We start from the raw sequence: 22,958 nt of genomic DNA, 5'->3' as shown, positions 1-22,958 counted from the left end.
GTGGCTGTCGCGGGCACTGGAGTGGCGGCGTTCGGGGTGGGGTGCGGCCCGGCGCTTCCGGTGCGCCGGGCCGCACCCGTGGTCACAGCGTGTGGGTCAGGCGGTCGGTGAGCAGGCGGGTGAAGCGGGCCGGGTCGGGCAGATCGCCTCCTTCGGCGAGCAGTGCGCTGCCGTAGATCAGCTCGGCGATCTCCGCCGCTGCGGGGTCCTCGGTGCCTGCGCCGTGCGCTGTGCGCAGGGCGGTGATGAGCGGATGTGCGGGGTTGAGTTCCAGGATCCGCTTGACCGGCGGGATCTGCTGGCCCATGGCCCGGTACATCTTCTCCAGCGTCGGCGTCACGTCGTGGGCGTCGCCGACGATGCAGGCCGCCGAAGTCGTCAGGCGCGACGACAGGCGGACCTGCTTGACGTGCTCGGACAGGGTGGTGGTCAGCCACGGCAGCAGGGCCGCGAAGTCCTGCTCGCGCTGGGCCTTGTCGGCGTCCGCCTCCTGGTCCGCGTCGGCGGACTCGTCGAGGTCGACCTGGCCCTTGGCGATGGACTGAAGACGGTGACCGTCGAAGTCCTCGACCCGGTCCACCCACACCTCGTCGATGGGGTCGGTGAGGATCAGAACCTCGTACCCCTTGGCCGCGAAGGCTTCCATGTGCGGGGAGTTCTCCACCATCGCCCGGGTCTCACCGGTCAGGTAGTAGATGGTGTCCTGACCGTCCTTCATGCGCTCGACGTACTCGCGCAGCGTGGTGGTCTTCTCCGGGTCGTGCGTGGAAGCGGCCGAGACCAGCGGAAGCAGGGCCTCGGTGTTGTCCGTGTCCTCGACCAGGCCTTCCTTCAACGCCCGGCCGAACTGGGCCCACACGTTCGCATAGCGCTCGGCGTCCTTGGACTGCATGTCCTTCAGCGCGCCGAGGACCTTCTTCACCAGGCGCCTACGTACGCCTTGGATCTGCCGGTCGTGCTGGAGGATCTCGCGGGAGACGTTCAGCGACAGGTCGTGGGCGTCCACGACACCCTTGACGAAGCGCAGGTAGCTGGGCATGAGCGCTTCGCAGTCGTCCATGATGAACACCCGCTTGACGTACAGCTGCACGCCCGGCTTGGCCTCGCGGGAGTACAGGTCGAACGGGGCCTGCGAGGGGACGAACAGCAGCGCCTCGTACTCGAAGGTCCCCTCGGCGCGCATGTGGACCGTCTCGGCCGGGGGCAGCCAGTCGTGGCTGATCTGCTGGTAGAACTCGTGGTACTCGTCCTCGGTCACCTCGCTGCGCGACCGGGCCCACAGCGCCTTCATCGAGTTGAGCGTGTCGACCTCGCGGGTCGTCTCCCCCTCGCCGTCCGTACGCTCCGTGGCCATCCGGATCGGCCAGCGGATGAAGTCCGAGTACTTCTTGACGATCTGGCGGATCTTCGATTCGGAGAGGTAGTCGGCGAGCCCGTCCTCGCTGTCGGCGGGCTTGAGGTGCAGGGTGACCGTGGTGCCCACGGGCAGGTCGTCGACGGTCTGGAGGTCGTAGGTGCCCTCGCCGTCGGACTCCCACTGGGTGCCGGAGTCCGTACCGACCCGCCGGGTACGCAGGGTGACCTTGTCGGCCACCATGAACGCCGAGTAGAAGCCGACACCGAACTGCCCGATCAGGCTTTCGATGCCGGCGGCCTCCTTGGCGTCCTGGATCTTCTCCAACAGGCCGGCGGTTCCGGACTTGGCGATCTTGCCGATGAGTTCCACGAGATCGTCCCGGGTCATGCCGACCCCGTTGTCACGGACGGTCAGCGTGCGGGCTTCCTCGTCGGCCTCCAACCAGATGTGCAGGTCGCCTGTGTCGACCTCGGCGAGGCTGGAGTCGGTCAGCGATTCCAGGCGCAGCTTGTCCAAGGCATCGGAAGCGTTGGAGATCAACTCACGCAGGAAGATGTCCTTGTTCGAGTAGATCGAGTGAATCACCAGACGGAGCAACTGGCGGGTCTCTGCCTGGAATTCAAGTGTCTCGACATTGCTGACCATGTGGGTCTCTTTCCGTGGGAACGTCATGAAGGGACTTGGACTATTGGACTAAGGGTGGGACGGGCTCATGCCCGCGTGATGCGACTCCGCGTGACACGACTCCACGTGGTGGGAGTCAGTCATCATCAGCGACTGTCGCCGCCCGCCGGTCTTCGAGGGCGTCCAGCGATGCGACGAGGCCGGCATGGCGGGCATCGAGATAGGGGCGCATGTCGGCCAGCGGCGCCATGAGCTCGGCGGCATCAGTGGCACCGAGAGCGGTGTGCAGGGCGGCCTGGGCCGCGTGCGCTTCGGGTCCGAGGTGTGCGAGGTTGGCGAGCGCGGCGATCTGCCCGGCTAGGCGGCGCAGGTCGGCTGCGTTGTCGCGCGCCCACGTGGCGGTGGTGCGTTCCACCGCGCGGCGTTCGCGAGTGGCCTGAACCCGTTGCTCTCCGGTGGTACCGGCGGGGCCGGGGCGGCCGCGCAAGTAGCGGCGCTCGGCGGCCTGGCGGCTGGCGACACCGAGCGGCCCGGCGAGGTCGGCCCAGCTGGCGCCCGCGTCGCGTGCGGTTTCGATCAGGCCGGTTTCCCATCCGGCGAGCTGCTCGCGCACCTGCCTCAGCAGCATCAGCGAGGCCAACGCCTGCTCGGGACCAGGTCCGGCGGCATCGGCGGTCTCGTGCCGGGCATCGCGCAGCGCGTCGTCGATGGCGGCGAGGGCTGCCGCGGCGGCGAGGAAGGATGCCGGGTTGTGGGCATCGGTACGGGTCGTGGACGGCTGGTCGGCTGCGGTCACGGGCACCTCCCTCGGACGGTCGTCTGTCGGACGGTCATCTGGTTGATGACATCGCGTCTGTCATCCATTGGATGACATTACAGCAGCGTCTGTGCAGCGCATTGGCAGCAACTCGTAACCGGTGGAGGTGTTTTCACGATGCTGATGCGCGTTGACACCTCCCGTGAGCTGGACCGCATCCGAACCGACCACGACGCCGGCGTGCTGACCCTGCACATCCCGATCGCCGAGCAACGCGCAGCTCGCGGCACACACGCATGCGGTGCCCTTTCAGACATGGTTCTGTGCTGTGCCGGATACCAACGGGAGTCCGCTCAGCCCTCAACCACTGCCCCTTTCACGGCCCTTCCTCCTCTGGGCGCGCGTCTCTGGCGGGTTCAGGGTGGGACGGGCCACTCTGCTGAATCCGTGTTCTCTGCCGGTGACCGCGTGATCCCCTATGGGCATCGGGTGCGTCGCGGTAAAAGAGACGCTGCGTGCGGCCCCGAACGCAAGCAATCGGCGGCCGGCGGCCGCCCTCGACGGAGGCATTGTGCACGCCCAAGATCCCTCGCGGACCGCGTCCCGGCAGGTCCCGGGTCCCGCGCCCGCTCACCGGGCGCCGACCAGCAGGCCGCGGCAGACCGCGGGCGGGCTCGCAGAGAGTGTCGCGCACCTCCAGCGCAGCGCGGGCAACGCCGCGGTGATCCGCGCCCTGGCACCGGCCACCACCGTGCAGCGGTACGCCCAGGGAGCCGAGGCCTCCGGCTTCGACAAGGTCTCCGATAGCGGTCGGATCGCGCTGCGCGACCGGCAGACCGCCTACGCGCACGAGGACCTGATCAAGAACGCCGCCGCCGCGCTGGACGGGCAGGATCGTGTAGCGATCACCCTGGAGGCCGGTGAATCCGTCAAGGTCGGGGATCTGACACTGCACCGGGTACTGCCCGTGTACAAGTCGGCGGACCGGGCGAGGAAAGCCGTCAAGGAGGCGGGCCGGAGCGAGGGTGAGGCCGCGTACGAGCCGGTACGCGGGGACGCCCCCGAGCAGCGGGCGGGTAAGCGCGATGCCTATCTGGAGCACCTGGGCAGCGGAACGGCGATCAGCCCCGTCAAGCCGCTGATCGACGAAATCCTCCAGGCCAAGAAGAAGGGGGACAAAGCACTGGTCAACAAACTGCACGGGAAGGCCCACAGCCTGGCGAACAGTGTCATGGGCGGGGGTTGGCTGCGCAGGCAACTCGACCGCCACACCTCTCTCCGGCAACAGACCCTGGAGGGCGCCCAGGAGCTGCTGACGCTGATGACCTCCGACTACGTCCAGGGCCTGGATTCCGTACGGGAGCGGGAGGGGGAAGCGTCGGAGCTGGCGATCTCGGTTCCCAACGACTGCCAGGGCGCCGCGCACCAGCTGATTGGCAGGCCCCCGGAGGGAGGGCTCAGCAAGGTGCGTGAGGAACCGGCCGTAGGTGAGAACCACTACGTCGACCTCCGGAGTCAGGAAGGCGGCGCCTGGCAGAACCACTTCGCCGCGGTCATCCTGCGCGACGGCGGGGACTCCCTCACCTACGAGACGGCCGCGGACTCCGACGCACAGACCCAGTGGGGCAAGTCGCTGGGCTACTTCGCGCTGTACGGAGCGGCAGGCACGGAGCAGTCCTTCGCCCATGTCATCGGCGAGGAGAACCAGGCCCTGGGCGCGACTCAGGAACACGGCGAGTGACGGAAGTGACGGAGGGGCGGATCGCCGGCTAAGAACGGCCTCGTCGCGCGCACAGCGCCTGCGAGAGCGCGTCAAGGGTCACGTCCACGACGGCCAGGAGCTGTGCCGGGCTCGCCCCTGCTCTACTCATGACGGCGAGCGACTGGTTCACGGCCGCCACGTGCACAGCGAAGGCCTCGGCGTCCTGCTCGGTCATTCGGCCGGTCTTCAGCGCGGCGCGCAGGCGCAGGAGCTGGAAGCCGAGCGCCTGCTTGGTGTGCGCCGCCACGGCCGGGCTCAGCACCGGAATCGCCATGGCCGACTGGGCAATCAGGCACCCGTCGGGCAGTTCAGGATCAGCGATGCGCTCGAGGGTGACGTCGAAGAACGCGCGGACGGCCGCACGGGGTTCGGCGGCCGCACACGACAGGGCGGCGTCGTACTTCTCGCCGTAGCGCGCGGTGTAGCGGTCCAGGCAGCGAAGGAACAGCGTGTCCTTGTCGCCGAGCGAGGAGTAGATCGAGCTGCGGTTCAGGCCCGTCGCCCGGGACAAGTCGTCGACTGAGGTGTCCGCGTAGCCGGCGCGCCAGAACTGGACCATCGCGGCGTCGAGCGCCTTGTCCATGTCGAACTGCTTCTTGCCTGCCACGTCGCACCTCCTTGCCGGTACCTCGGAACGCTGCCCATCTTTTCATCTTGAACTGACCGTTTCAAGATGTGTAGCCTTCCGGCATGATCATGACCGGGCGTCCCCTGCGCACCGAGACGGGTCGATTGCGAACCGAGTCAGGTCGATCGATCAGGCCGCCGGGACCCGGACTTCGAGCACCGCGCCGATGGAGGATCCCGTGACCGTCCCCGAAAGCAACCACCCTGTCCATGACCTGCCCCTGGACCACCTGGCCGGTTTCACCCACCACTGGCTCGACACGGGCGGCATCCGTCTTCACGCCGTCCAAGGCGGCCAGTCGTCCGGCCCGGCCGTCGTCCTGCTCGCCGGATTTCCACAGACCTGGCGGGCCTGGCGAAAGGTCATGCCCAGCCTCGCCGACCGGTTCCGCGTCATCGCGATCGATCTGCCGGGCCAGGGCCACTCAGAGCGTCCGGACGCCAGCTACGACACCCATACGGTCGCCGCCCACGTCCACGCCGCTGTGAAAGCACTCGGAGTACGGACGTATTGGCTGGCCGCCCACGACATCGGCGCCTGGGTCGCCTTCTCCCTCGCCCTCAACTACGAAGGTGATCTGCGCGGGGTCGCCCTGCTCGACGCAGGAATCCCCGGCGTCACCCTCCCGGAATCCATTCCCACCGACCCCGCCCAAGCTTGGAAGACGTGGCATTTCGCGTTCCACCTCGTACCCGACCTGCCCGAGACCCTGCTCACCGGCCGCGAACGCGAATACGTCAGCTGGTTCCTGAAGATGAAAGCCCTCGACCCCGGCACATTCGACGACGCCGACCTCGACCACTACGCGGCGGCCCTCGCCGCCGACGGCGGGCTCCGGGCCTCCCTCGCCTATTACCGCGACGCCGCCGAATCGGCGCGCAAGAACCACGAGGCACTCGACCGGCAGCCCCTGACCCTGCCCGTCCTCGGAATATCCAGCAGCCACGGCTCGATCCCGGACATGGCGGCCTCCATCAGCCCCTGGGCCGCCGACACGACCGGAGTCGTCGTGCCCAGCGCCGGACACTTCATCCCCGATGAGCAGCCAGAAGCCGTCGCCGCCGCGATAGCGTCGGCCAGCGCGAACAGGCTCCCGAGTCCGGCGCCGTGGGCGCGGCGGGCGTCGATGGCCGAGGCCAGCATCAGGTGGACGTGGTGCCAGGCCGCGTCCTCCTCGACCGTCAGCAGCGCGACACCGTACGCCTCGGCCTCGGCGACCGGAGCGTCCGTACCGCGCACCACGACTCCGGTCATGCCCGCATCCGCCGCGCGCTTCACGAGCGGCCCGGCCGCTGCGGCCCGCACGCCGACCGCGAGCAGCAGAGCTCCTGGCGTGTGAGGCAGCGGGGCGTGCGCGTCGTGCAGAACCACCTCGGTGACCTGGGCGGTGGACCCGGCGGGCGCGGCACGGAGCCTCAGGGCCGGACTGCCGAGGACATCGGTCAGGTCGCCGAGCGTACAGACGTCCATTGCTCTGAGTGCTCCTCGCTGCTTCAGCGCCTGCCCCTGGGTCGGCTGCCACTACGGCTGCCACTACGGCTGCCACCAGGAAGACGGCGGTATGGACGGGGAGGTTCAGGCACGTTCGAAAACAGGGGCTTGCTCACTGCAGGGCGGACCAGCGAGCACCCGATGCGTTCCGCCACAGCGGACCGGGCCATCTCAGCCGCGTGACACCACCAAGGGCACGTGGTGAAAGTGCCGGTCACAGCCACTCATTGAGGACCGCTACCAGCACGGTCGCCTCGTGGCGAACCGCGAGCTGGTCGTACCTCATCGGCGCGCTGGGCGAGATGCAGTTCGTCGTCGGCACCCAGACGGGAAATCTCGGGTCATGGGACATTGAGGAGACCTGCTACCGCTGGCTCGAAGGCCCGGGACGGAGTTCCCTTTCGGCCGTGCTCGACGTCTTCGGCCGTGCTCGACGTCACGGGGAACGCCTTGGCATCCCCACCCCCGTGGATCGCGGTCATGGGTGACGGTGATGAGTGGCGGGCCATCGATATGGACACCGACTTCCCGGGAACACTGGTCTGGGCCGACGTGAGGGGTCAGGGCCTGTCGGGAAAGTTGTGCTTGATCGCTGATGATCATGTCCTGTGGGACGTGGGGGTCCGACGAACGACCAGTGGGCCCGGCTTGAGCCGCTGTTGCCGCGGGGCATCAAGGACTCGGCAGGCCACGCAGACGGACGAACCGGGTCCGGGCGGACAAAGCGTACGGCTCCCTCAACTAGCCAGAATCGTGCCTTGTATCCGCCCGAAAGCCTGAGGTGCCGCGACCTGGCCGTTCGCTCGAGCCTCTGCGTGATCCCTTGCCTCACCCTCACCGGCAGGGATTCCGTCACACGTCCAGCGACGTGGCCGCCTCGCCGCGCAGATAGGTGCGGATCTCGTCGGTCATCCGCTCCCCCAGTTCTTGGCATTCCTCGTCCGTGATGACCAAGGGGGCAGTACCCATAAACAGCCACTGCTGATGCTGCACAGCAGGCTCGCCTCCACGATCGCCGTGCGCGTCGCGCAGAGAGAAACGCTGCATCAGACCCGTGCCGTCCACCGACGCGTGAGACAGCGCGGTGTCCCGGACGCCTTCGAGCGCCTCGCGCAGCCTCGTCCCCCGTTGCGCGACGTCCTCGAGCACTCCGTCCTCGTACAGGACTTCCAGGACCGCGAGCCCGGCCGCCGCAGTCACAGGGTTGCCAGGGCGCGGACTGGCAACTGGGGCTGAGGAGTCATGGATTCCTCTTCTCCTTGCGGTGAGGGCGGGTGACTGACCGCGGTTCTGTCTCCCGGTGGCTGTTCGTCATCTGCGCTCAACTCCCCAGACTAGGGGCATGTGGTGGCGGTGGGGATGGAGCACGGATCCGGAAACAAACACCTTCCGCTCAGATAAATTCGGGCCGCAGGGTAATCAGCTTGCCCGGCAACCCGGCACGACTACCGCAAGCCAGCGCTTTGGACGCGGCGCGAACGGCTCTGCTCCTGATCTGCTCGGCACGGCCAACTCTCCGGACCTGACACGCCACCTGGGCCGGCGGACTCTGCAACGCCATCACCAGACAACGAGAAGCCGAACGGCCACGTCGTTGTGCGCCATTCGCTCATGACATGGGCGTATCGCCTGCAATCGAGAAGGCCCAGGCGCCTGTGCGCGACCGCGGAAGCGCTCCCCTGAGGGCCGGGAGCACTCCGTCGATGAGCCTGCTGTTCAGCGAACAGCGCCGAAGATCGCCCCAGCACGCAAGGCTCCGACCACGAACGCCGTCATACCCGCAGGCAGGACGACGTTCCTGGTTAAGGTTCCAGTGACGGGACTCGACGCAAGAGACGAGGTAAGTACGGCCATGCCTGCGCTGGGAACGACGGCTGTCCTGATGCTGGTGCCTGACGCCGAACCGCTGTTGGAGCTGGCCGGTCAGGTGGACGCACGAGTGGTGCGGCAAGGCATGCCCGCGCACGCGGCGCTGCTCTACCCGTGGCTGCCCCTCGAACAGATCGGTGCGGGGGAGCTGGAGCGGCTACGGATCGCGCTAAGGCGAGCCGCTCCCGTGAGCGGCCGGATTGACCTCCAGTTGGCCGAGGTCGAGCGGGTCGGCTCGTTCGTCGGTGTTCCGGTGCCCGAACTGGGCGGCCTGGCCGGTGCCGTTCGCACCGCGTTTCCTGAGCAGGTTCCCTACGGAGGCCGCTTCGGGCAGGATCCGCCGGTGCATGTCACCGTGGCGCTCAACGCGGATGACCGCATCGCCGCCGACATCGCGCAGCGCGTCACCGGCCGTCTGCCGATCCGTACCGAGGTGTCCGCCGTCCACGTCGTCGCTCTCGCACCCGACGGGTGGCAGGCTCTCGCCGAGTGGCCCCTCACCGCCCAAGTCGCTTAGCAGGTAGGGCAGTTCAAGAGGTTCCGTCGGAGGGGTCCCGCTTGGCCAACAGGTCGGCGCGGTCCTGCCAGGCGCGTTCCCATTGCCGGATCAGTGGCGGGTAGATGAGCAGGTAGCGGAACGGTGCGATGAAGGCCATGTAGACCCGTCCGAAGCGTCCGTTGGGTTTGACCAGGGCCGCCATGCGGAGTTCGAATCCGCCGTCGACGGTGCCTACCCAGCCCAGGTGCATGATGGCGTGGACGGTCTTGTTGGCCAGTTCGCGGGCCGCTTCGTCGTCGAGCTGGTAGACCTCGACGAACGGGTCGGTGCAGGGAGTGATGTCGTGCGCGGTCCGCGCCAGTTCGCTCGGAAGGCGGTCGCGGAGCGAGGCGACCCGCCCGCCAAGACCCTTCTGGGAACGGTCCCAGCCGAGCAGCGCGCCGAGCTTCCAGCGCACCCCCATCAGGAAGCGGGTCGCGGCCGGCTCCTTGCGGGTGTCGTAGGACACCTTCAGCGCGTCGAGCATCACCGGGAAGTCGTCGGGCCCGGCGCCGGGGGCGCGCAGGGACCACACGTCCTCGATCCGGAAGTCGCGGGTGAGTTCGTGGATCCGCCACGGCTGTGCGGTGTGGGCGGCTTTGGGGATTCGCATCTGTCGTTCCTTCCGATCTGGTGTGCGCTGCATCTGGTTTGCGCTGCATCTCATGTGCGCTGCACCTGGTTTGCGCTGCATCTCATGTGCGCTGTCGGCTCGGGGCGGGAACCCGAAACCAATAGTTCCGGAACTGTTGGTTTCGATACTCCTCGTTCCGTATGATGCGCGCATGCCTGCTCGGAAACAAGCTCTAAATCAGGGCGGCCGTCCCCGGGACAGCCGCGTCGACGACGCCATCGCCTCCGCCGTACTGGTGTTGCTGGCCGAGGTGGGGTACGCGCGTCTCACGATGGACGAGGTGGCCGCGCGTGCCGGCGTGGGCAAGGCGGCGATCTACCGGCGGCACGCCAGCAAACAAGAAATGATCTTCGATGTCCTCGTGTCGGGCCAGTTCCTGTCCGTGGCGCCCGATCTCGGATCGTTGCGCGCCGATCTGGCCGCCGTGCTCGCCGAGGTCGCCGACAGCATGGCCTCGCCACCGCCGGGGACCGTGCCCGGCCTGCTGGCCGACATCCACGCCGACCCCGCGCTGCGCGACCGCTTCGACGCGAAGTACCTCGGCGCCCAGCGCCGGACCCTCACCGAGATCCTGGACCGAGCCGCCGCACGCGGGGAACTCCCCACCCGCCCCGACCCGGCCGTCCTCAACGCCCTGCTGGTCGGCCCCGTCTTCGCCTGGCTCTATCTGCTGTCGGAATCTCCCGACCAACTCCCCGCGCTGACCTCCGCACTCCTCGACTCGGCACTCGCCCTCATACGCAGGTGATGCTTACGTCAGTTCGGCCGCTCGGCGCGGCCGTGGCCTGAGTGGCCTGAAAAACGTGTCCGGCAGGACCCGGCGGTGGTCGCCGAGGTCCTGCCGGACGCCCTCCCCCCTTGTCAGGGGCAGGTGAGCAGGAGGATGGAGATGGCGGTGCAGGTGACGGACGCGCTGTCGTTGGCGGGGCCGGGGTCGACGGGCGCGGAGCTCGTGCGCTGGGCCGTCGCCTTGACCGGTCCGAGGGTCAGCAGGTGCAGCGGGACACGGAAGGTCTTGTTCACGCTCGCCTGGTCGGCGATGGCTCCGTAGGCGCAGGTCACCGTGGCACCCGAGGAGGTGCATCCGGCGGAGAGGTTGGTCGCGGAGGCGCCCCGCGGGAGCTTCACGGTGAGCGACGCCGAAGTGACGTCCTTGGGGCCGGTGTTGCGGGCGGTCAGGGTGTACGACACGTAGGGCGCCAGGATGCTCAGGCGCGGCTGAGCGGTGAGGTTGACGTCGATGTCCGCCTTCGCCGAGGGCTGCGTCGAGAGGAAGGCGATGCCGTACGGGCCGGTGAATCCGCCGATCGTGGCGGTGACGGTGTTGGTCCCGGTGTCGATCACCGAGACGGTGTCCGCGTCCACGTTGGCGGCGTAGACGGACGTGCCGGCCGTGTGGACCTCGACCCTGGCCGGGCCGTCACCGACCGAAATGGTGTCCGTGACCGTACGGGTCGCGGTATCGATCACCTTCACGTCGTCGCTGCCCCGGTCGGCGACATAGGCGCGTGTGCCCGCCGCGTTGAACGCGACGCTGTTCGGGGAGTCCCCGACCGGAATGGTGGCGCTGACCGCGTTGGTCGCGGTGTCGATGACCGAAACCGTGGTCCCGCCGTTGTTGGTCACGTAGGCGACGGCCCCGGAGGGGCTGACCGCCACACCCGTGGGCGAGGCCCCGACCGGGACGCTGGCGGTCACCGCGTTGGTCGCGGTGTCGATGACGGAGACCGTTGTCCCGCCGCTGTTGGTCACGTAGGCCGTGGTTCCCGACGGGGTGATCGCCAGGCCGTTCGGGGAGTCACCGACCTCGATGGTGGCGCTGACCGTGTTGGTCGCCGTGTCGATGACCGAGACCGTGGCCGCGCCGCTGTTCGCGACGTACGCGCGGGCTCCGGACGACGTGAGCGCCACGTTGAGGGGATTGCTGCCGACGGGGATCGTCGCCGTGACCGCGTTGGTGTCCGTGTCGATCACCGAGACGGTGGCCTCGTCGAAGTTGGTGACGTAGGCGTGCGCGCCGGCCGGGTTGACCGCCACTCCGACGGGGCTGTTGCCGACCGCGATGGTGCCGGTGATGGTGTTCGTGCTCGTATCGACCACCGAGACGGTGTCGCCATGGAAGTTGGCCACGTACGCCGTCGGTCCCGCGGCGGCCTGCGCGGGCGCGGGGAGCGCCACCACGCCCGTCAGCGCGAGCGCACCGCCTGCGGCGAGAGTGAGCAGCCGTCGCCTCCAGACGGCGAGGAGCGACCTGCCTGGCCCGGTAGGTCTGGTCGGTCCGGAGGGTCTGGCAGATCTGGAGAGTGCGAGGATCAAGAGCTTCCCCCTTCAGCGGTTCCGCACCCTGACAGCGGATCCGAAGGACCCCGGGGACTGGCAGCCGTGCGGTCGTACGGGCCCGCTCCTCGCCGTCGTCCCACCCACGGGCAGAGCCCCCGTACGTCGCATGCCGCGCCGCAGGCAGCTCCGCCACCCCGGACCACGGCGGCACAGGCTGCGCGCATCATCTCGCCGCTTCAACAACTCGGGGGCGGAACGTGCGCCGTTGTCCAAATACAGTCAACACGTGGCCATCTGACGACTTGCCCCGGCTTCCGCCCCCGATTCGCTTTCCGGCTGATCAACCCGTCAGAAGCCCTTCACGGTCCACTGCTGCCTCTCGACCGCCTGCGTGGGCCGGCCACCCGGAGCGGGCATGAACGTCCTGTCCCACAGGGTCAGCCACACGCCGTCCGCGAGTAGCTGCTGTAGCGGGCCACGAGGGGAAGGGCCCAACGGTGGTAGCGGGCGGAGGACTTGCCGCCCGCTACCCAGCCGGTGTCCCTGCTGGTCGTCACGTCCATGCGCCAGATGTGCGCGAGGTCGTACACCTGGAGTTCCATGCCGTTGGCGACGAACAGCCGGTTCTTGTACCAGGCGACGCCGTCCGCGTGCGACGTGCAGGTCTGCTCCCTGAAGCCGCCGTTCACCGGTTCCACGAGCGCGAGGTGCCCGTAGGTGACCTTGCCGCCGGTCGACTCGGCGATCGTGATCCGCGAGTACTCCTCGTTGGCCTTGCCGTCCTTGTACTTGCCGAACGCCGATTGTCAGAGGCTGCTGGCAGTATCGCCACCGTGAACGCCATCCGTACGACCCCGGCACGGCCGTTCGACGTGGCCGCGGCCTTCCCTCGGCTGGCCCCGCTGGCACGTTCGACGCCCCGGCTGCATCCCCACTCCGGTTCTCCGACGCCGTACGACAGCTCGATCGGCGGGCCGCTGCTCTGGCCCGCCGGTCAGCCGTGGCCCCACTGCGACAAGTGGCACGAGGGTCCGGTCTCCCTGCTACTGCCGGTGGCTCAGCTGTATGCGCGCGATGTGCCCCTGCTGCGGCCGCCCGGTCGGACCGATCTGCTCCAGGTCTGCTGCCATCAGGGCACTCGTCAGTGCGGCCGCCGCCGTCGGGATCGCCGCCGGAAGCCTGGCGGGCGCCGGCATCAGCGTCGCGGCGGCACCGCCCGCCGCCACGAGGGCGGCGAGCACCGAGGACGCCTCCCTGCTCGCGGTGAACAACCTCGGTCTCAACGCGGCGCACGCCAAGAACTGGCAGTGCTACCTGGACTACTGGGGATACCGCCCCGGAACGATCGACGGACAGCTGGGCACCGACAGCTGGAAGGCGGCGCAGCGGCTGTTCAACGACTACGGCCACAGCGGCAGTCACAAGCTGGTCGTCGACGGAATCGTCGGGACCAACACGATCAAGGCACTGCAACGGTTCTTGAACTGGTCCGGGGTCGAGCACCTGGCCGTGGACGGAGTTGCCGGGCCGGATACGAGGGCCGCGTTCTGGCGGGCTACCAGAGCGTGCTGAGCGGGCCGCCCATCGGGCCGCAATGGCCGAGCCTGTCCTGACCGCCACCCACCAGTCTCACCCTGACGTCGACGTTCAGTCTTCACTCGATGAGACCAGCAGAGTGCGGGGTCCCCGTTCGGGCGACTTCCGCTTCAACCGGCGGGCATACCGACCCCGTCCTCTGCGAGCGCCGTCGAGAGCTGCCGCAGCGCCTGCGCGGCCTCGCGCAGCCGTGCGGGGTCGAGGGCCTCTTGAACGAGCCCGCCGATCGCCGCGAACGTGGTCTCCGCTTCACCGACGAGTCGCGCGCCCGCGTCGGTGAGTTCCAGCAGTGAGGAGCGGCGGTCGGCTGGGTCGGGAACACGCCTGACCCAGCCCTGCCCTTCGAGCCGGTCCACTCCCTTGCTGGTCGCTCCGACGCCGACGGCGAAGAACCTCGCGAGGTCCCCGACGCGTGCGTCCGGGTGATCGCGCAGGTAGCTCAAGAACTCGTACTGCGACGCCGCGATCCCATGGTTTCGGCGCATCTGTTCGTTGAGCGCGTTGTACAGGCGGGTCTCGCAGCGCACCAGATCACTGAAGAACGACGTCGCCGTCACCGCCTCTTCATCACCTTTGGATGCCGAGGCATATACATTATCTTCCACGGCATATAACGTACGGCAGTGCCCCCGGAGGAGTACAGCTATGAGCAAGGAACAGCGCGAGGCCATCGCCGCCATGCTGCGCGGAGGGCCGCAAGGCTTCGAACCGCAGCCCGTTGAGCGGATGCGCGAGGACTTCGCGCGGATGATGGCCCAGTTCGCCGTCCCCCAGGTCCGCACGACCGACACCGAGCTGGGCGGGCGGCCCGCGGTCCTGGTCGAGCCGGAGAGCGATCAGCGTCCGGGCACCATCCTGTACTTCCACGGCGGGTCGTTCTCGCTAGGGTCTCCGCAAACGGCGATGGGCCTGACCGCCGGCCTGGTGACCCGCACCGGATGCCGGGCACTGTCGCTGGACTACCGGCTCGCGCCGGAACACCCCTTCCCTACCGCGATCGAGGACTGTCTCGCCGCCTACCAGGCGCTGCTGGAGGACGGGGTGAGCGCGCGGTCGATCGCGTTCGCCGGGGACTCGGCCGGCGGCGGTCTGACCGTGACCACCACCCTCGCCGCGAAAAGCGCCGGGCTGCCCGTGCCCGGCGCCATCGTCGCCTTCTCCCCCGGTCTCGACCACACCCGCAGCGGCGCCACCATGACGACGAAGGTCGGGATCGACCCCTTCTTCACCCCCGAGGGCATGGCCTACACCGGCGAGATGTACCTCGGCGGGCAGGACCCGAACCAGGAGCTGCTCACACCGGCCGTCCTGGCCGACCTGACCGGCTTCCCGCCACTGTTGCTCCAGGTCGGTACCGACGAACTACTGCTGGACGACTCGGTGCGCCTCGCCCAGCGGGCCCGCGACGCCGAGGTCGACGTCATCCTGGACGTCACGGCCGGCGTGCCGCACGTCTTCCAGTCCTTCACCGGCCGGCTCGACGAAGCCGACCAGGCCCTCGACCGCGCCGCCCTCTTCCTCACCCAGCGCCTCGGCGCCTGAGCCGGCGAGCCCGCTTACGCGTGCCGATCAGGCGGCTTGTGGGTGACCGAACCACCGGGACGCCGCTCGTTCGAACCCGTCGGTGGCGAAGTCGTGGACGTCCGTCCACGCCACGGCACCGTCCGGACGTACGAGTACGGCGCCGAGGCCGAGGTCGTCCGACGGCGTCCCGGAGACGTGACGCAGTCGGCCGCGCCAGGCCGCAGCCGGGCCGCTCAGTCGGCGGTCGGCGCTGAAGTCGAGGACGACGCCCCGACCGTCGCGCATCAGCTCACCGAGACATGTTCCGTCACCGAGAAGGAAGTTGGGGGCGCTACGGCCCACGAGCGGATGCGCGCTGCCCAGGTCGTAGCGGATCGATGCGCCCGACACCCTCTCGAAGACATACGTCGTCCCGTCCTCGGTGCCGAGCAGGTCGCGGACCACGCTCTGGGCGGCCTGGGCGTACCGGTCCGACCGCATGATCGCGACCTGGGCGCGCGACCAGTCGAGCACCTGGGCGCCGATCGGGTGGCGCTCCTGGTCGTAGGTGTCGAGGAGGTCGTCCGGTGCGTGCCCTCGCACGGTCGCGGCGAGTTTCCATCCGAGGTTCACGGCGTCGCCGATGCCGGTGTTCAGCCCCTGGCCGCCGAGCGGCGAGTGGATGTGGGCCGCGTCGCCCGCGAGCAGGACGCGGCCCTGCCGGTAGGTCGTCGCCTGCTTGGCCCGGTCGGTGTAGGTGGAGGCGACCCGGACATCGCTCAGGGTGACGTCGGTGCCGGACACCCGGCGCAGCACCGTCTGGAGGTGGTCGCGGGTCGGCGGCCTCGAGCGGTCGTACGCACCGCCGTCGAAGTCCATCATGCCGATGTGCCCCTCGACGGACATCCGGAGGTACATGCCCGTCGGCGTCAGGTTGATCCCGGGGCGCAGCTTCTCCGGGTCGGCGAACGTGCCGAGCAGGGTGTATCCGGTGGCCTGCGGCTCGGTGCCCGCGAAGTCGAAGCCCGCGAGACGTCGCACCGCGCTCCGTCCGCCGTCGCAGCCGACGACCCAGCGCGCCTCGAACTCCCCCTGATCCGCGGACACGACCACGTGGTCCGCGTCCTGGGTGACCCCGTCCACGGTGACGCCGCGCCGGATGTCGACGCCCAGTTTGACCGCGCGCTCGGCCAGCAGCGACTCGACCGCTTCGAGGCTGGTCACCATGAAGTCCGGTGCCGGGCTGGGCAGTCGGAAGGGGAGGGTCTCGATGTCGACCAAGGCCGGATCGAGCACCATTCCGGCGAAGTGGCCTATCGGGGGCGGCCCTGACGGTTCACCGGTCGCGGTACGGGTGTCCCTACCCCTGCTCAAGTCGGTAGACGCGGCGACCAGCGCGTCCAGCAGGCCCCGGCGGTAGAAGGCCCCGGTCGAAAAGCCGAACAGACCGCGCATGCCCAGCGGTTCGGACCGCCACGGCGAGTCCGGATCCGCCTCCTTCTCCACCACCAGCACGGAACAGCCCGCGAGGCCCAGCTCGCAGGCGAGGAAAAGACCGACCGGGCCTGCGCCCACGATCACTACGTCATGCATGAGACATCCCCTTTCCGAAGTCACCACCGGGCAGCCACCCGGCCGGACCTCTCGAAAGATGTCACTCCCCGCCGACATCGGACCGACATATCGCCGACATCCCCGACAAACCACCGACAACGCGCCACGCGGCTGGCGCAGGCACGCAGCTCGACGCCCTCGTGGCACACGGCGCGTCTGCGCGGCGGGCTCACATGCGGTTCATCACCTCAAGGAGATCCTGCCGTCCGCCGATCACAACTTGCCATATCCGCAAGAATCCGAGCCAGGTCGCGAAAGGTCCGGCAAGACTGCAGGCGTACCGGCATCACCTCACGGACGTTCTCCCCCACTCCCCGGAGCCTGCCACCATGCATTCGTACGACGTCACGGCAACGACCGCCGCCCCACCCGAAGTTGTCTGGATGCTGCTGGTCGACGCCGGAAGCTGGCCGCTGTGGTCCAAGGTGGACGGCCTGGACAAGGAGCGGTCCGTCGGCCTCGACCCCGGTGGTGACGACGGCGTCGGTGCCGTGCGGGCCTTCCGTACGGGACGCAACGTGACCGGAGAGCGCCTGACCGAGAAGGTCGAGCAGCGACTCCTCGGCTACGAGGACGCCTTCAACTCCGCGATGCACAACTACCACGCACGCATCGAGCTGACGCCGACGGCGAGTTCGGGCACGGTCATCCACTGGCACGGCACGTACGAGACCAACTGGTTGTTGGGCTGGATCATGCCGCGCTATCTCCGGAAGTTCATGCAGGGCATGGCGGACGGGCTGGCCCGCTACGCGGAGAACGCGCGCTGACGCTGGATCAGGTCGGCCACGGCGGCCGGGCGAGCCAGGTACGGCGAGTGGCTGGTGTCCCACACTTCCGTGCGCGAGCAACGTCCGGCGAAGCGGTCCGGGAGCGGTGTCGCGATGGTCCGGTCCTGCGTCCCGCGGAGGTAGACCGACGGGGTGTCCCGCCAACTCACGTGCGTAGGCGTGACGTCGAAGATCGACGGGGGTTCCGGACGCAGCAACTCCACCGCACGCGTGGCCGCCGCTTCGTCGATGTCGCCGTAGAGCTTCGTCCGGGCATCGTCCGGGTCAAGGCGGAGCCGGCCGTCCGCGTCGGGCAGTGCGAGCAATCCCTCGCCGGGCTCGCCGGGGTTCCCCGCGAGCACCTTGGCCGGGGATTCGTCGACGTCGAGGATCCAGCTGTTGAGGAAGACCAACGCGGCGGCACCACGCACCGTCCCGGCGGCGACACCCCCGAACGAATGCCCCACCACCACCGGCTGTTCCGCCGAGTCCGACACGATGGCCTCGACCTTCGCGGTGCTCTCGGCGAGTGACAGTTCGTAGAGATCGGGCACCTCCACGGACAGCTCCCGTGCGCGCAGCAGAGCGGCGAGTTCGGCGTAGTGAGCTGGCTGGTGCCAGGCTCCGTGAAGGATGATCACGTCAGTCATTCGCGCACGTTATCGCTCCATACCCGGGTGGTGCCACGGATTGAGCCTGGCAGGAGAGCGTGCGGCCCGCGCGCGAGACACGTGTGCCCACCCCACACCCCGATCCGTCCCGGCAGCCGGTCCTGGCTCCGGCGGGACGGGTGTTCTATAGGTTTTCCTCTATGACTGAACTCGGCCCCGTCGCCTGGCCACTTGACCCGATCAACACCGATCGGCTCGTGCTCCGCGTGCCGGAGGCGCGGGACCGTGCCGCGTTCATCGAGTTGTTCGCCTCCCCGGAAGTGAACGCCTACCTGGGTGGCCCTCGGCCGCGCGACGAGTGCGAGCGCATGGTGCCCGAGACGCCCGAGCGGCGCCCCGGTCTCTTCGTGATCGAACTCGACGGAGCGATGATCGGCACCGTCGAGCTCAACCGGCGCGACGCGGAGCGTCGTAGTGGTGTCCGTCCCGATGCCGGGGAGGCCGAAATCGGGTACCTGCTCCTCCCCCAGGCCTGGGGACACGGCTACGCGGCCGAGGCATGCGCGGCCGCCCTCGACTGGTTCGCCGGCGCGCTGCCGGGCCAGCCGGTGGTGCTCTGCACCCAGACCGCCAACGCACGCTCGATGCGCCTCGCGGCGAAGCTCGGATTCACCGAGGCGCATCGGTTCCGGGCGTGGGGCGCCGAGCAGTGGATGGGCCTGTGGCGCCCGGCCGTGACCTCTGGCTAGCCGCTCGCTCCCAGCCGATCGGGTTCAGATGTCGAGGAAGCGCACGTCCTTGGCGTTGCGCTGGATGAAGTGGCGGCGTGCGTCGACGTCTTCGCCCATCAGTACGGAGAAGAGGTCGTCGGCGACGGCCGCGTCGTCGAGGGTGACCTGGCCCAGGATCCGGTGGTCGGGGTCCATGGTCGTGACGCGCAGCTCCTCTGCGTTCATCTCGCCCAGGCCCTTGAAGCGCTGGATGGAGTCGTCCTTGACCCGGCGGCCGTCCTGCCGGCCTCGTTCGAGGAGAATGTCGCGCTCGCGGTCCGAGTATGCGTACTCGATGCGGTCGCGGCTCCACTTGATCTTGTACAGGGGCGGACGGGAGAGGTAGACGTGCCCCTGCTCCAGCAGTGGCCGCATGAAGCGGAACAGGAAGGTCAGGAGCAGGGTGTTGATGTGCTGGCCGTCGACGTCGGCGTCCGCCATCAAGATGATCTTGTGATAGCGGAGCTTGGCGAGGGCGAAGTCCTCGTGCACGCCCGTGCCGAACGCGGAGATGATCGCCTGGATCTCCTGATTGTGCAGGATCTTGTCGATCCGGGCCTTCTCCACGTTGAGGATCTTGCCGCGGATCGGAAGGATCGCCTGGTTCCGCGGGTTGCGGCCGGACTTGGCCGAGCCGCCTGCGGAGTCGCCCTCGACGATGAAGATCTCCGACGTCGCCGGGTCGTTCGACTGGCAGTCGGACAGCTTGCCCGGCAGCGCCGCCGTCTCGAGCAGGCCTTTGCGACGGGTCAGATCGCGCGCCTTGCGGGCCGCGACCCGGACCGTGGCCGCCTGGACGGCCTTGCGCACGATGTCCGTGGCCTCGTGCGGGTTGCGGTCGAACCAGTCGCTCAGGCGTTCGTGGGTGGCCTTCAGTACGAAGGCGCGCGCCTCGGTGTTGCCGAGTTTGGTCTTGGTCTGCCCCTCGAACTGCGGCTCGCCCAGCTTCATCGAGATGATCGCGGTCAGGCCCTCGCGGATGTCCTCACCGGACAGGTTCGCGTCCTTCTCCCGCAGCAGCTTCTTCTCCCGCGCGTAACGATTGACCACCGTGGTCAGGGCGGTGCGGAAGCCCTCCTCGTGCGTGCCGCCCTCGTGGGTGTGGATGGCGTTGGCGTACGAGTACACGCTGTCGGTGTACTGGCCGTTCCACTGGAGCGCGACCTCGACCGACAGGAGGCGTTCCGTGTCGTCGGCGGCGATGGTGATGATCGAGGGATGGACCGGCTCGCCCTTGCGGGCGTTGAGGTAGCCGACGAAGTCGATGATGCCGCCGTCGTAGCGGTAGGAGACCGACTTCGCCGCCGGGTCCGGGCGGGCCGAGTCGGCCGCGGCCGTCGCGCGCGCGGAGGGCCGTTCGTCGGTGAGGGTCAGGGTGAGTCCGCGGTTCAGGAAGGCCATCTCCTGGAAACGCCTGGCCAGCGTCTCGAAGGCGTACTCCGTGGTCTCGAAGATGCCGCCGTCCGCCCAGAACGTCAGGGACGTACCCGTCCGGGAGCTGGTCTCGTGGCGGGTGAGCGGGGCGACGGGAGCGCCGTTCCTGTAGTCCTGCGTCCAGCGGTGGCCGTCGGTCCAGATCTCCGCCGAGAGCCGGGTCGACAGCGCGTTGACCACGGACAGGCCCACGCCGTGCAGACCGCCGGAGACCGCGTACCCGCCGCCTCCGAACTTCCCGCCCGCGTGCAGCACGGTGAGCACCACCTCGACGGCGGACCGCTTCTCCACCGGGTGCGTCCCCACCGGGATACCGCGGCCGTTGTCGACCACCCGCACCCCGCCGTCGGCGAGGATCGTCACGTCGATCCGGTCGGCCACCCCCGCGAGCGCCTCGTCCACGGAGTTGTCCACCAACTCCTGCACCAGGTGATGCAGGCCTCGCGCCCCCGTGGAGCCGATGTACATGCCGGGCCGCTTGCGCACGGCGTCCAGGCCGTCCAGAACAGTGATCGCGTTGGCGTCGTACGACGCCGTCCCCGGATGGCCGCCGGTCGCCTGTGGCGCGGGGGTGTCCGTGGAGGTGGAGGCGTCAGTGGCGATACGTGTGTCGTGAGTGGTCACGAATGCTCTCTTTCGGGCATGGCGGACCGCGCTCCCACACCTTGGTGCGGGAGCGGCCGGACAGCTGACGGAGACGGGGCACGGCAGCACGAACAGGACCCTGGGGCTCGTGGAGCTCAGGGCCATTAGCTACCGGGACGCTGTCCAGAATACCGAAGGTGCCCACATTCAATAGGGCACGAAGGGCTCCAGCCTCCACTGTGCGACCCTGGAACCCCGTCAGACAATCCCCCCTGCCTCGCGGTCGCAATAAGGCGGCAGGCGGACGCTCAACGGCTCTCTCGGTGGCTTGTCGCGCAGTGTCCAAGGCGCTGTTTCCGGCGCTTCCGGCCGCTGCCGGCGGCCGGGCCGCGTGGGTCCGCCGGGGTCCAGGGGGAGCTCGCGGAAAGCGGCCGACCGAGCGGCCGGAGGAGGACTGTCACTCCAGGTCAAGCGGTATTGACGCGGTCGTTCCAGACGCTGGTTTGGGATGGAGCGGCGGGGGCACTCAGCGTCACTGGCCCTGTCCGGAGCCGCTCACCACCGCACGAACCAAGGGGTACCCGCGTGGCACGAAACCTGCCGTTCACCGTTGAGGCGGTCGACGTCCTCGACACGGTCCTGATCCACGTGTCAGGCGAGATCGACCTGCAGAACATCGCGCGGCTGGAGCGGGAACTCGACTCCTGCGACGACAGACACTGCGAACTCGACTTGTCCCGTGTCACCTTCATCGACTCCACCACGCTGAAAGTGCTGCTCAGACACCGGCGTCGCGCGGCATCCCGGGGCGGGTCCCTGCGCCTGGTCGACGCCTCCCCGCACGTTCGGCGCGTCCTGGACATCACGGGGACCACGAGCCTGTTCCTCGCCAGTCCCGACCCCGGTCACCCTCGCTCCTGAGCTCTCATCACGAGGGTGACCGGCAGAAGGCCGACCGGCACAAGGGTGACCGGCTCACGGAGGCGGCCGCACAAGTGCGCCCGTCAGCTCCGCTGCCGCTCCCAGGGCATCAGATGCCGAGACCTCCCGCGCTCTGCTCCCTGGCATTCCCCATGCTCATCCCCTGCGCGAGTCCCTGCTCCGCCGCCCCGCGCTCCAGCGCGCCCTGCTCCCCCGAGCCCCCGCGGCGCGCCACTACGAACAAGCACGCGCCGATCGCTAACGCGGCCACGACCAGTAGGGAAACGATGATGATCATCTGTCCCACTATCCCCGTCGGTTCGGCGGGACCACTCCGTAGTCCGCCTTGATCTGCATTGTCGCTCTTCAACTGCCTTCAAGAAAGGAGTTGTTCAACACGAGGCCCGCCTGCCACTGCTCTTGGGTGATCGCATACTCGACCGTGCGCAGGTCTGCGCCGGGCGGAAAGTCGTCCGCGTCGGCCAGGAACTCACGGACCTGCTCGAGCCCGAGAGCGATCAGCGTCGCCCGCGAGCCGGTGTTCGCCGCCCCCGCCATCGCGTGGATCCGCCTGAGGCCCAGGTCCTCGAACCCGTGCCGCAGCAGCTCACGCGATCCCTCGCTGCCCAGCCCCTGCCGCCAGTGGCGACGGAGTATCTTGCACCCGAGTTCCCCCTCCCCCGCCACCGGTTCCTGGTCGGCGGCTCCCGGCGGGCGCAGCAGCCAGTAACCGGCGAATTCACCGGCGACGAAACCGGCCCAGTACCCCAGTCCCGCGACCCGCTCCGCGTCGGCGAGGTTCCCGCGCAGCGCCGCCTCCACCCCCGCACGGTCGCGAGCGCCGCCGAGGTGACGCATCACCTCGGCGTCGGCATCCAGTTCGACCTGGTACTCGAGGTGTTCGGCGGCCAGAGGCGCCAGGTGGAGACGTTCCGTGGACAAGATCACTTGAGACATGGAGCCCAGCATTCCAACGGCGCGATCAGGATTCAACAATTGATCGGCAAACCAAATGGCTCGCGCGCCGAACGGGCCGTCCGTCGGAACGAGGTGGGGCGGGGGGGGGGGGGGGCCCGGGGGGGCCCCCCCCCCCCCCCCCCCCCCCCCCCACCACCCCCCCCACCCCCCCCCCCCCCCCCCCCCCCCCCCCCCACCCCCCCCCCCCCCCCCCCACCCCCCCCCCCCCCCCCCCCCCCAAGGCGCGAACGCCCCCT

The 22,958-nt window shown here is 68.9% G+C and carries 22 protein-coding genes and 2 pseudogenes; 10 read left to right on the top strand and 14 right to left on the bottom strand.

The window, feature by feature from the left end; all coding sequences use genetic code 11:
- Positions 1-82: 82 nt before the first annotated feature.
- A complete protein-coding gene (htpG, locus tag ACIO9J_RS43615) occupies positions 83-2,002 on the bottom strand; it encodes a molecular chaperone HtpG (RefSeq protein WP_402011570.1) in 1,920 nt (639 codons plus the stop codon).
- A gap of 115 nt (positions 2,003-2,117) precedes the next feature.
- On the bottom strand, positions 2,118-2,777 hold the full coding sequence (locus tag ACIO9J_RS43610) for a type III effector protein (RefSeq protein WP_402011567.1): 660 nt from the start codon (positions 2,775-2,777) through the stop codon (positions 2,118-2,120).
- Positions 2,778-3,309: 532 nt separating this feature from the next.
- Here ACIO9J_RS43610 and ACIO9J_RS43605 point away from each other — a divergent pair.
- On the top strand, positions 3,310-4,479 hold the full coding sequence (locus tag ACIO9J_RS43605; RefSeq protein ID WP_402011565.1) for a hypothetical protein: 1,170 nt from the start codon (positions 3,310-3,312) through the stop codon (positions 4,477-4,479).
- Positions 4,480-4,507: 28 nt separating this feature from the next.
- Here the strand turns inward: ACIO9J_RS43605 and ACIO9J_RS43600 are convergent, their stop codons facing one another.
- Positions 4,508-5,107 (bottom strand): TetR/AcrR family transcriptional regulator, encoded by a 600-nt coding sequence (locus ACIO9J_RS43600; RefSeq protein WP_402011562.1) that lies wholly within the window; start codon positions 5,105-5,107, stop codon positions 4,508-4,510.
- 187 nt (positions 5,108-5,294) lie between these two features.
- Between ACIO9J_RS43600 and ACIO9J_RS43595 the strand changes: the two are divergent.
- A pseudogene (locus ACIO9J_RS43595) lies at positions 5,295-6,197 on the top strand (alpha/beta fold hydrolase); the annotation flags it as partial.
- A 1,274-nt stretch (positions 6,198-7,471) separates the two neighbouring features.
- On the opposite strand, the gene ACIO9J_RS43590 reads toward ACIO9J_RS43595, so the two are convergent.
- Complete coding sequence (locus ACIO9J_RS43590) at positions 7,472-7,768, bottom strand: hypothetical protein (RefSeq protein ID WP_402011560.1); 297 nt, start codon at positions 7,766-7,768, stop codon at positions 7,472-7,474.
- Between the two features lie 703 nt (positions 7,769-8,471).
- On the opposite strand from ACIO9J_RS43590, the gene ACIO9J_RS43585 reads away from it, so the two are divergent.
- Positions 8,472-9,005: a 2'-5' RNA ligase family protein gene (locus tag ACIO9J_RS43585; protein WP_402011558.1), complete on the top strand. Its 534-nt coding sequence runs from the start codon at positions 8,472-8,474 to the stop codon at positions 9,003-9,005.
- A 13-nt stretch (positions 9,006-9,018) separates the two neighbouring features.
- Here the strand turns inward: ACIO9J_RS43585 and ACIO9J_RS43580 are convergent, their stop codons facing one another.
- Positions 9,019-9,639 (bottom strand): DUF2867 domain-containing protein, encoded by a 621-nt coding sequence (locus tag ACIO9J_RS43580; RefSeq protein WP_402011555.1) that lies wholly within the window; start codon positions 9,637-9,639, stop codon positions 9,019-9,021.
- A gap of 172 nt (positions 9,640-9,811) precedes the next feature.
- Between ACIO9J_RS43580 and ACIO9J_RS43575 the strand changes: the two genes are divergently transcribed.
- The gene (locus tag ACIO9J_RS43575; protein WP_402011553.1) at positions 9,812-10,408 is read left to right on the top strand and encodes a TetR/AcrR family transcriptional regulator; all 597 of its coding nucleotides are present in this window, start codon (positions 9,812-9,814) and stop codon (positions 10,406-10,408) included.
- A 113-nt stretch (positions 10,409-10,521) separates the two neighbouring features.
- On the opposite strand, the gene ACIO9J_RS43570 is transcribed toward ACIO9J_RS43575, so the two are convergent.
- Both ACIO9J_RS43570 and ACIO9J_RS43565 read right to left on the bottom strand, forming a co-directional pair.
- On the bottom strand, positions 10,522-11,841 hold the full coding sequence (locus ACIO9J_RS43570; protein WP_402011550.1) for a hypothetical protein: 1,320 nt from the start codon (positions 11,839-11,841) through the stop codon (positions 10,522-10,524).
- Positions 11,842-12,377: 536 nt separating this feature from the next.
- Positions 12,378-12,638 carry a hypothetical protein gene (locus ACIO9J_RS43565; protein ID WP_402011548.1) on the bottom strand — a complete coding sequence of 87 codons (261 nt, stop codon included), beginning with the start codon at positions 12,636-12,638 and terminating at the stop codon, positions 12,378-12,380.
- 135 nt (positions 12,639-12,773) lie between these two features.
- Here ACIO9J_RS43565 and ACIO9J_RS43560 point away from each other — a divergent pair.
- Positions 12,774-13,061 (top strand): annotated as a pseudogene (locus ACIO9J_RS43560) (hypothetical protein); the annotation flags it as partial.
- Here the strand turns inward: ACIO9J_RS43560 and ACIO9J_RS43555 are convergent.
- Entirely contained in the window at positions 12,984-13,181 is a 198-nt protein-coding gene (locus ACIO9J_RS43555; RefSeq protein ID WP_402011603.1) for a hypothetical protein, read from the bottom strand. The pseudogene ACIO9J_RS43560 and the gene ACIO9J_RS43555 sit on opposite strands and share 78 nt — an antisense overlap.
- Before the next feature lie 22 nt (positions 13,182-13,203).
- On the opposite strand from ACIO9J_RS43555, the gene ACIO9J_RS43550 reads away from it, so the two are divergent.
- Positions 13,204-13,512, top strand: a complete 309-nt coding sequence (locus ACIO9J_RS43550) for a peptidoglycan-binding protein (protein ID WP_402011600.1) — start codon at positions 13,204-13,206, stop codon at positions 13,510-13,512.
- Between the two features lie 134 nt (positions 13,513-13,646).
- On the opposite strand, the gene ACIO9J_RS43545 is transcribed toward ACIO9J_RS43550, so the two are convergent.
- Positions 13,647-14,093 carry a MarR family winged helix-turn-helix transcriptional regulator gene (locus tag ACIO9J_RS43545; RefSeq protein ID WP_402011546.1) on the bottom strand — a complete coding sequence of 149 codons (447 nt, stop codon included), beginning with the start codon at positions 14,091-14,093 and terminating at the stop codon, positions 13,647-13,649.
- A gap of 88 nt (positions 14,094-14,181) precedes the next feature.
- Between ACIO9J_RS43545 and ACIO9J_RS43540 the strand changes: the two genes are divergently transcribed.
- Positions 14,182-15,078 carry an alpha/beta hydrolase gene (locus tag ACIO9J_RS43540; RefSeq protein WP_402011543.1) on the top strand — a complete coding sequence of 299 codons (897 nt, stop codon included), beginning with the start codon at positions 14,182-14,184 and terminating at the stop codon, positions 15,076-15,078.
- Between the two features lie 27 nt (positions 15,079-15,105).
- Here the strand turns inward: ACIO9J_RS43540 and ACIO9J_RS43535 are convergent, their stop codons facing one another.
- Positions 15,106-16,632 (bottom strand): FAD-dependent monooxygenase, encoded by a 1,527-nt coding sequence (locus ACIO9J_RS43535; protein WP_402011540.1) that lies wholly within the window; start codon positions 16,630-16,632, stop codon positions 15,106-15,108.
- A 350-nt stretch (positions 16,633-16,982) separates the two neighbouring features.
- On the opposite strand from ACIO9J_RS43535, the gene ACIO9J_RS43530 reads away from it, so the two are divergent.
- Entirely contained in the window at positions 16,983-17,423 is a 441-nt protein-coding gene (locus ACIO9J_RS43530; protein ID WP_402011536.1) for an SRPBCC family protein, read from the top strand.
- On the opposite strand, the gene ACIO9J_RS43525 is transcribed toward ACIO9J_RS43530, so the two are convergent.
- Positions 17,402-18,073: an alpha/beta hydrolase gene (locus ACIO9J_RS43525; protein ID WP_402011533.1), complete on the bottom strand. Its 672-nt coding sequence runs from the start codon at positions 18,071-18,073 to the stop codon at positions 17,402-17,404. The two genes, ACIO9J_RS43530 and ACIO9J_RS43525, sit on opposite strands and share 22 nt — an antisense overlap.
- Positions 18,074-18,234: 161 nt before the next feature.
- Here ACIO9J_RS43525 and ACIO9J_RS43520 point away from each other — a divergent pair, with 161 nt between their 5' ends.
- Positions 18,235-18,783: a GNAT family N-acetyltransferase gene (locus tag ACIO9J_RS43520; protein WP_402011530.1), complete on the top strand. Its 549-nt coding sequence runs from the start codon at positions 18,235-18,237 to the stop codon at positions 18,781-18,783.
- A gap of 24 nt (positions 18,784-18,807) precedes the next feature.
- Here ACIO9J_RS43520 and gyrB read toward each other — a convergent pair whose 3' ends face one another.
- On the bottom strand, positions 18,808-20,862 hold the full coding sequence (gene gyrB / locus ACIO9J_RS43515) for a DNA topoisomerase (ATP-hydrolyzing) subunit B (protein WP_402011527.1): 2,055 nt from the start codon (positions 20,860-20,862) through the stop codon (positions 18,808-18,810).
- A 546-nt stretch (positions 20,863-21,408) separates the two neighbouring features.
- On the opposite strand from gyrB, the gene ACIO9J_RS43510 reads away from it, so the two are divergent.
- Positions 21,409-21,744: an STAS domain-containing protein gene (locus ACIO9J_RS43510; RefSeq protein ID WP_402011524.1), complete on the top strand. Its 336-nt coding sequence runs from the start codon at positions 21,409-21,411 to the stop codon at positions 21,742-21,744.
- Positions 21,745-21,853: 109 nt separating this feature from the next.
- Here ACIO9J_RS43510 and ACIO9J_RS43505 read toward each other — a convergent pair whose 3' ends face one another.
- Together ACIO9J_RS43505 and ACIO9J_RS43500 are read right to left on the bottom strand one after the other, a co-directional pair.
- Complete coding sequence (locus ACIO9J_RS43505; RefSeq protein ID WP_402011521.1) at positions 21,854-22,042, bottom strand: hypothetical protein; 189 nt, start codon at positions 22,040-22,042, stop codon at positions 21,854-21,856.
- A 68-nt stretch (positions 22,043-22,110) separates the two neighbouring features.
- Entirely contained in the window at positions 22,111-22,701 is a 591-nt protein-coding gene (locus ACIO9J_RS43500) for a GNAT family N-acetyltransferase (protein ID WP_402011518.1), read from the bottom strand.
- Between the last annotated feature and the right edge of the window lie 257 nt (positions 22,702-22,958).

The organism is Streptomyces sp. NPDC087300 (assembly GCF_044744425.1).
GTDB lineage: Bacteria > Actinomycetota > Actinomycetes > Streptomycetales > Streptomycetaceae > Streptomyces.
Note: the sequence above shows the minus strand (reverse complement) of the source record. Positions and strands in the feature narration are given on the sequence as shown.

Coding starts and splice junctions, on each gene's coding strand:
- htpG (WP_402011570.1), bottom strand. CDS start 2,002: ATGGTCAGCAATGTCGAGACACTTGAATTCCAGGCAGAGACCCGCCAG.
- ACIO9J_RS43585 (WP_402011558.1), top strand. CDS start 8,472: ATGCCTGCGCTGGGAACGACGGCTGTCCTGATGCTGGTGCCTGACGCC.
- ACIO9J_RS43580 (WP_402011555.1), bottom strand. CDS start 9,639: ATGCGAATCCCCAAAGCCGCCCACACCGCACAGCCGTGGCGGATCCAC.
- ACIO9J_RS43575 (WP_402011553.1), top strand. CDS start 9,812: ATGCCTGCTCGGAAACAAGCTCTAAATCAGGGCGGCCGTCCCCGGGAC.
- ACIO9J_RS43540 (WP_402011543.1), top strand. CDS start 14,182: ATGAGCAAGGAACAGCGCGAGGCCATCGCCGCCATGCTGCGCGGAGGG.
- ACIO9J_RS43535 (WP_402011540.1), bottom strand. CDS start 16,632: ATGCATGACGTAGTGATCGTGGGCGCAGGCCCGGTCGGTCTTTTCCTC.
- ACIO9J_RS43530 (WP_402011536.1), top strand. CDS start 16,983: ATGCATTCGTACGACGTCACGGCAACGACCGCCGCCCCACCCGAAGTT.
- ACIO9J_RS43525 (WP_402011533.1), bottom strand. CDS start 18,073: ATGACTGACGTGATCATCCTTCACGGAGCCTGGCACCAGCCAGCTCAC.
- ACIO9J_RS43520 (WP_402011530.1), top strand. CDS start 18,235: ATGACTGAACTCGGCCCCGTCGCCTGGCCACTTGACCCGATCAACACC.
- ACIO9J_RS43505 (WP_402011521.1), bottom strand. CDS start 22,042: ATGATCATCATCGTTTCCCTACTGGTCGTGGCCGCGTTAGCGATCGGC.
- ACIO9J_RS43500 (WP_402011518.1), bottom strand. CDS start 22,701: ATGTCTCAAGTGATCTTGTCCACGGAACGTCTCCACCTGGCGCCTCTG.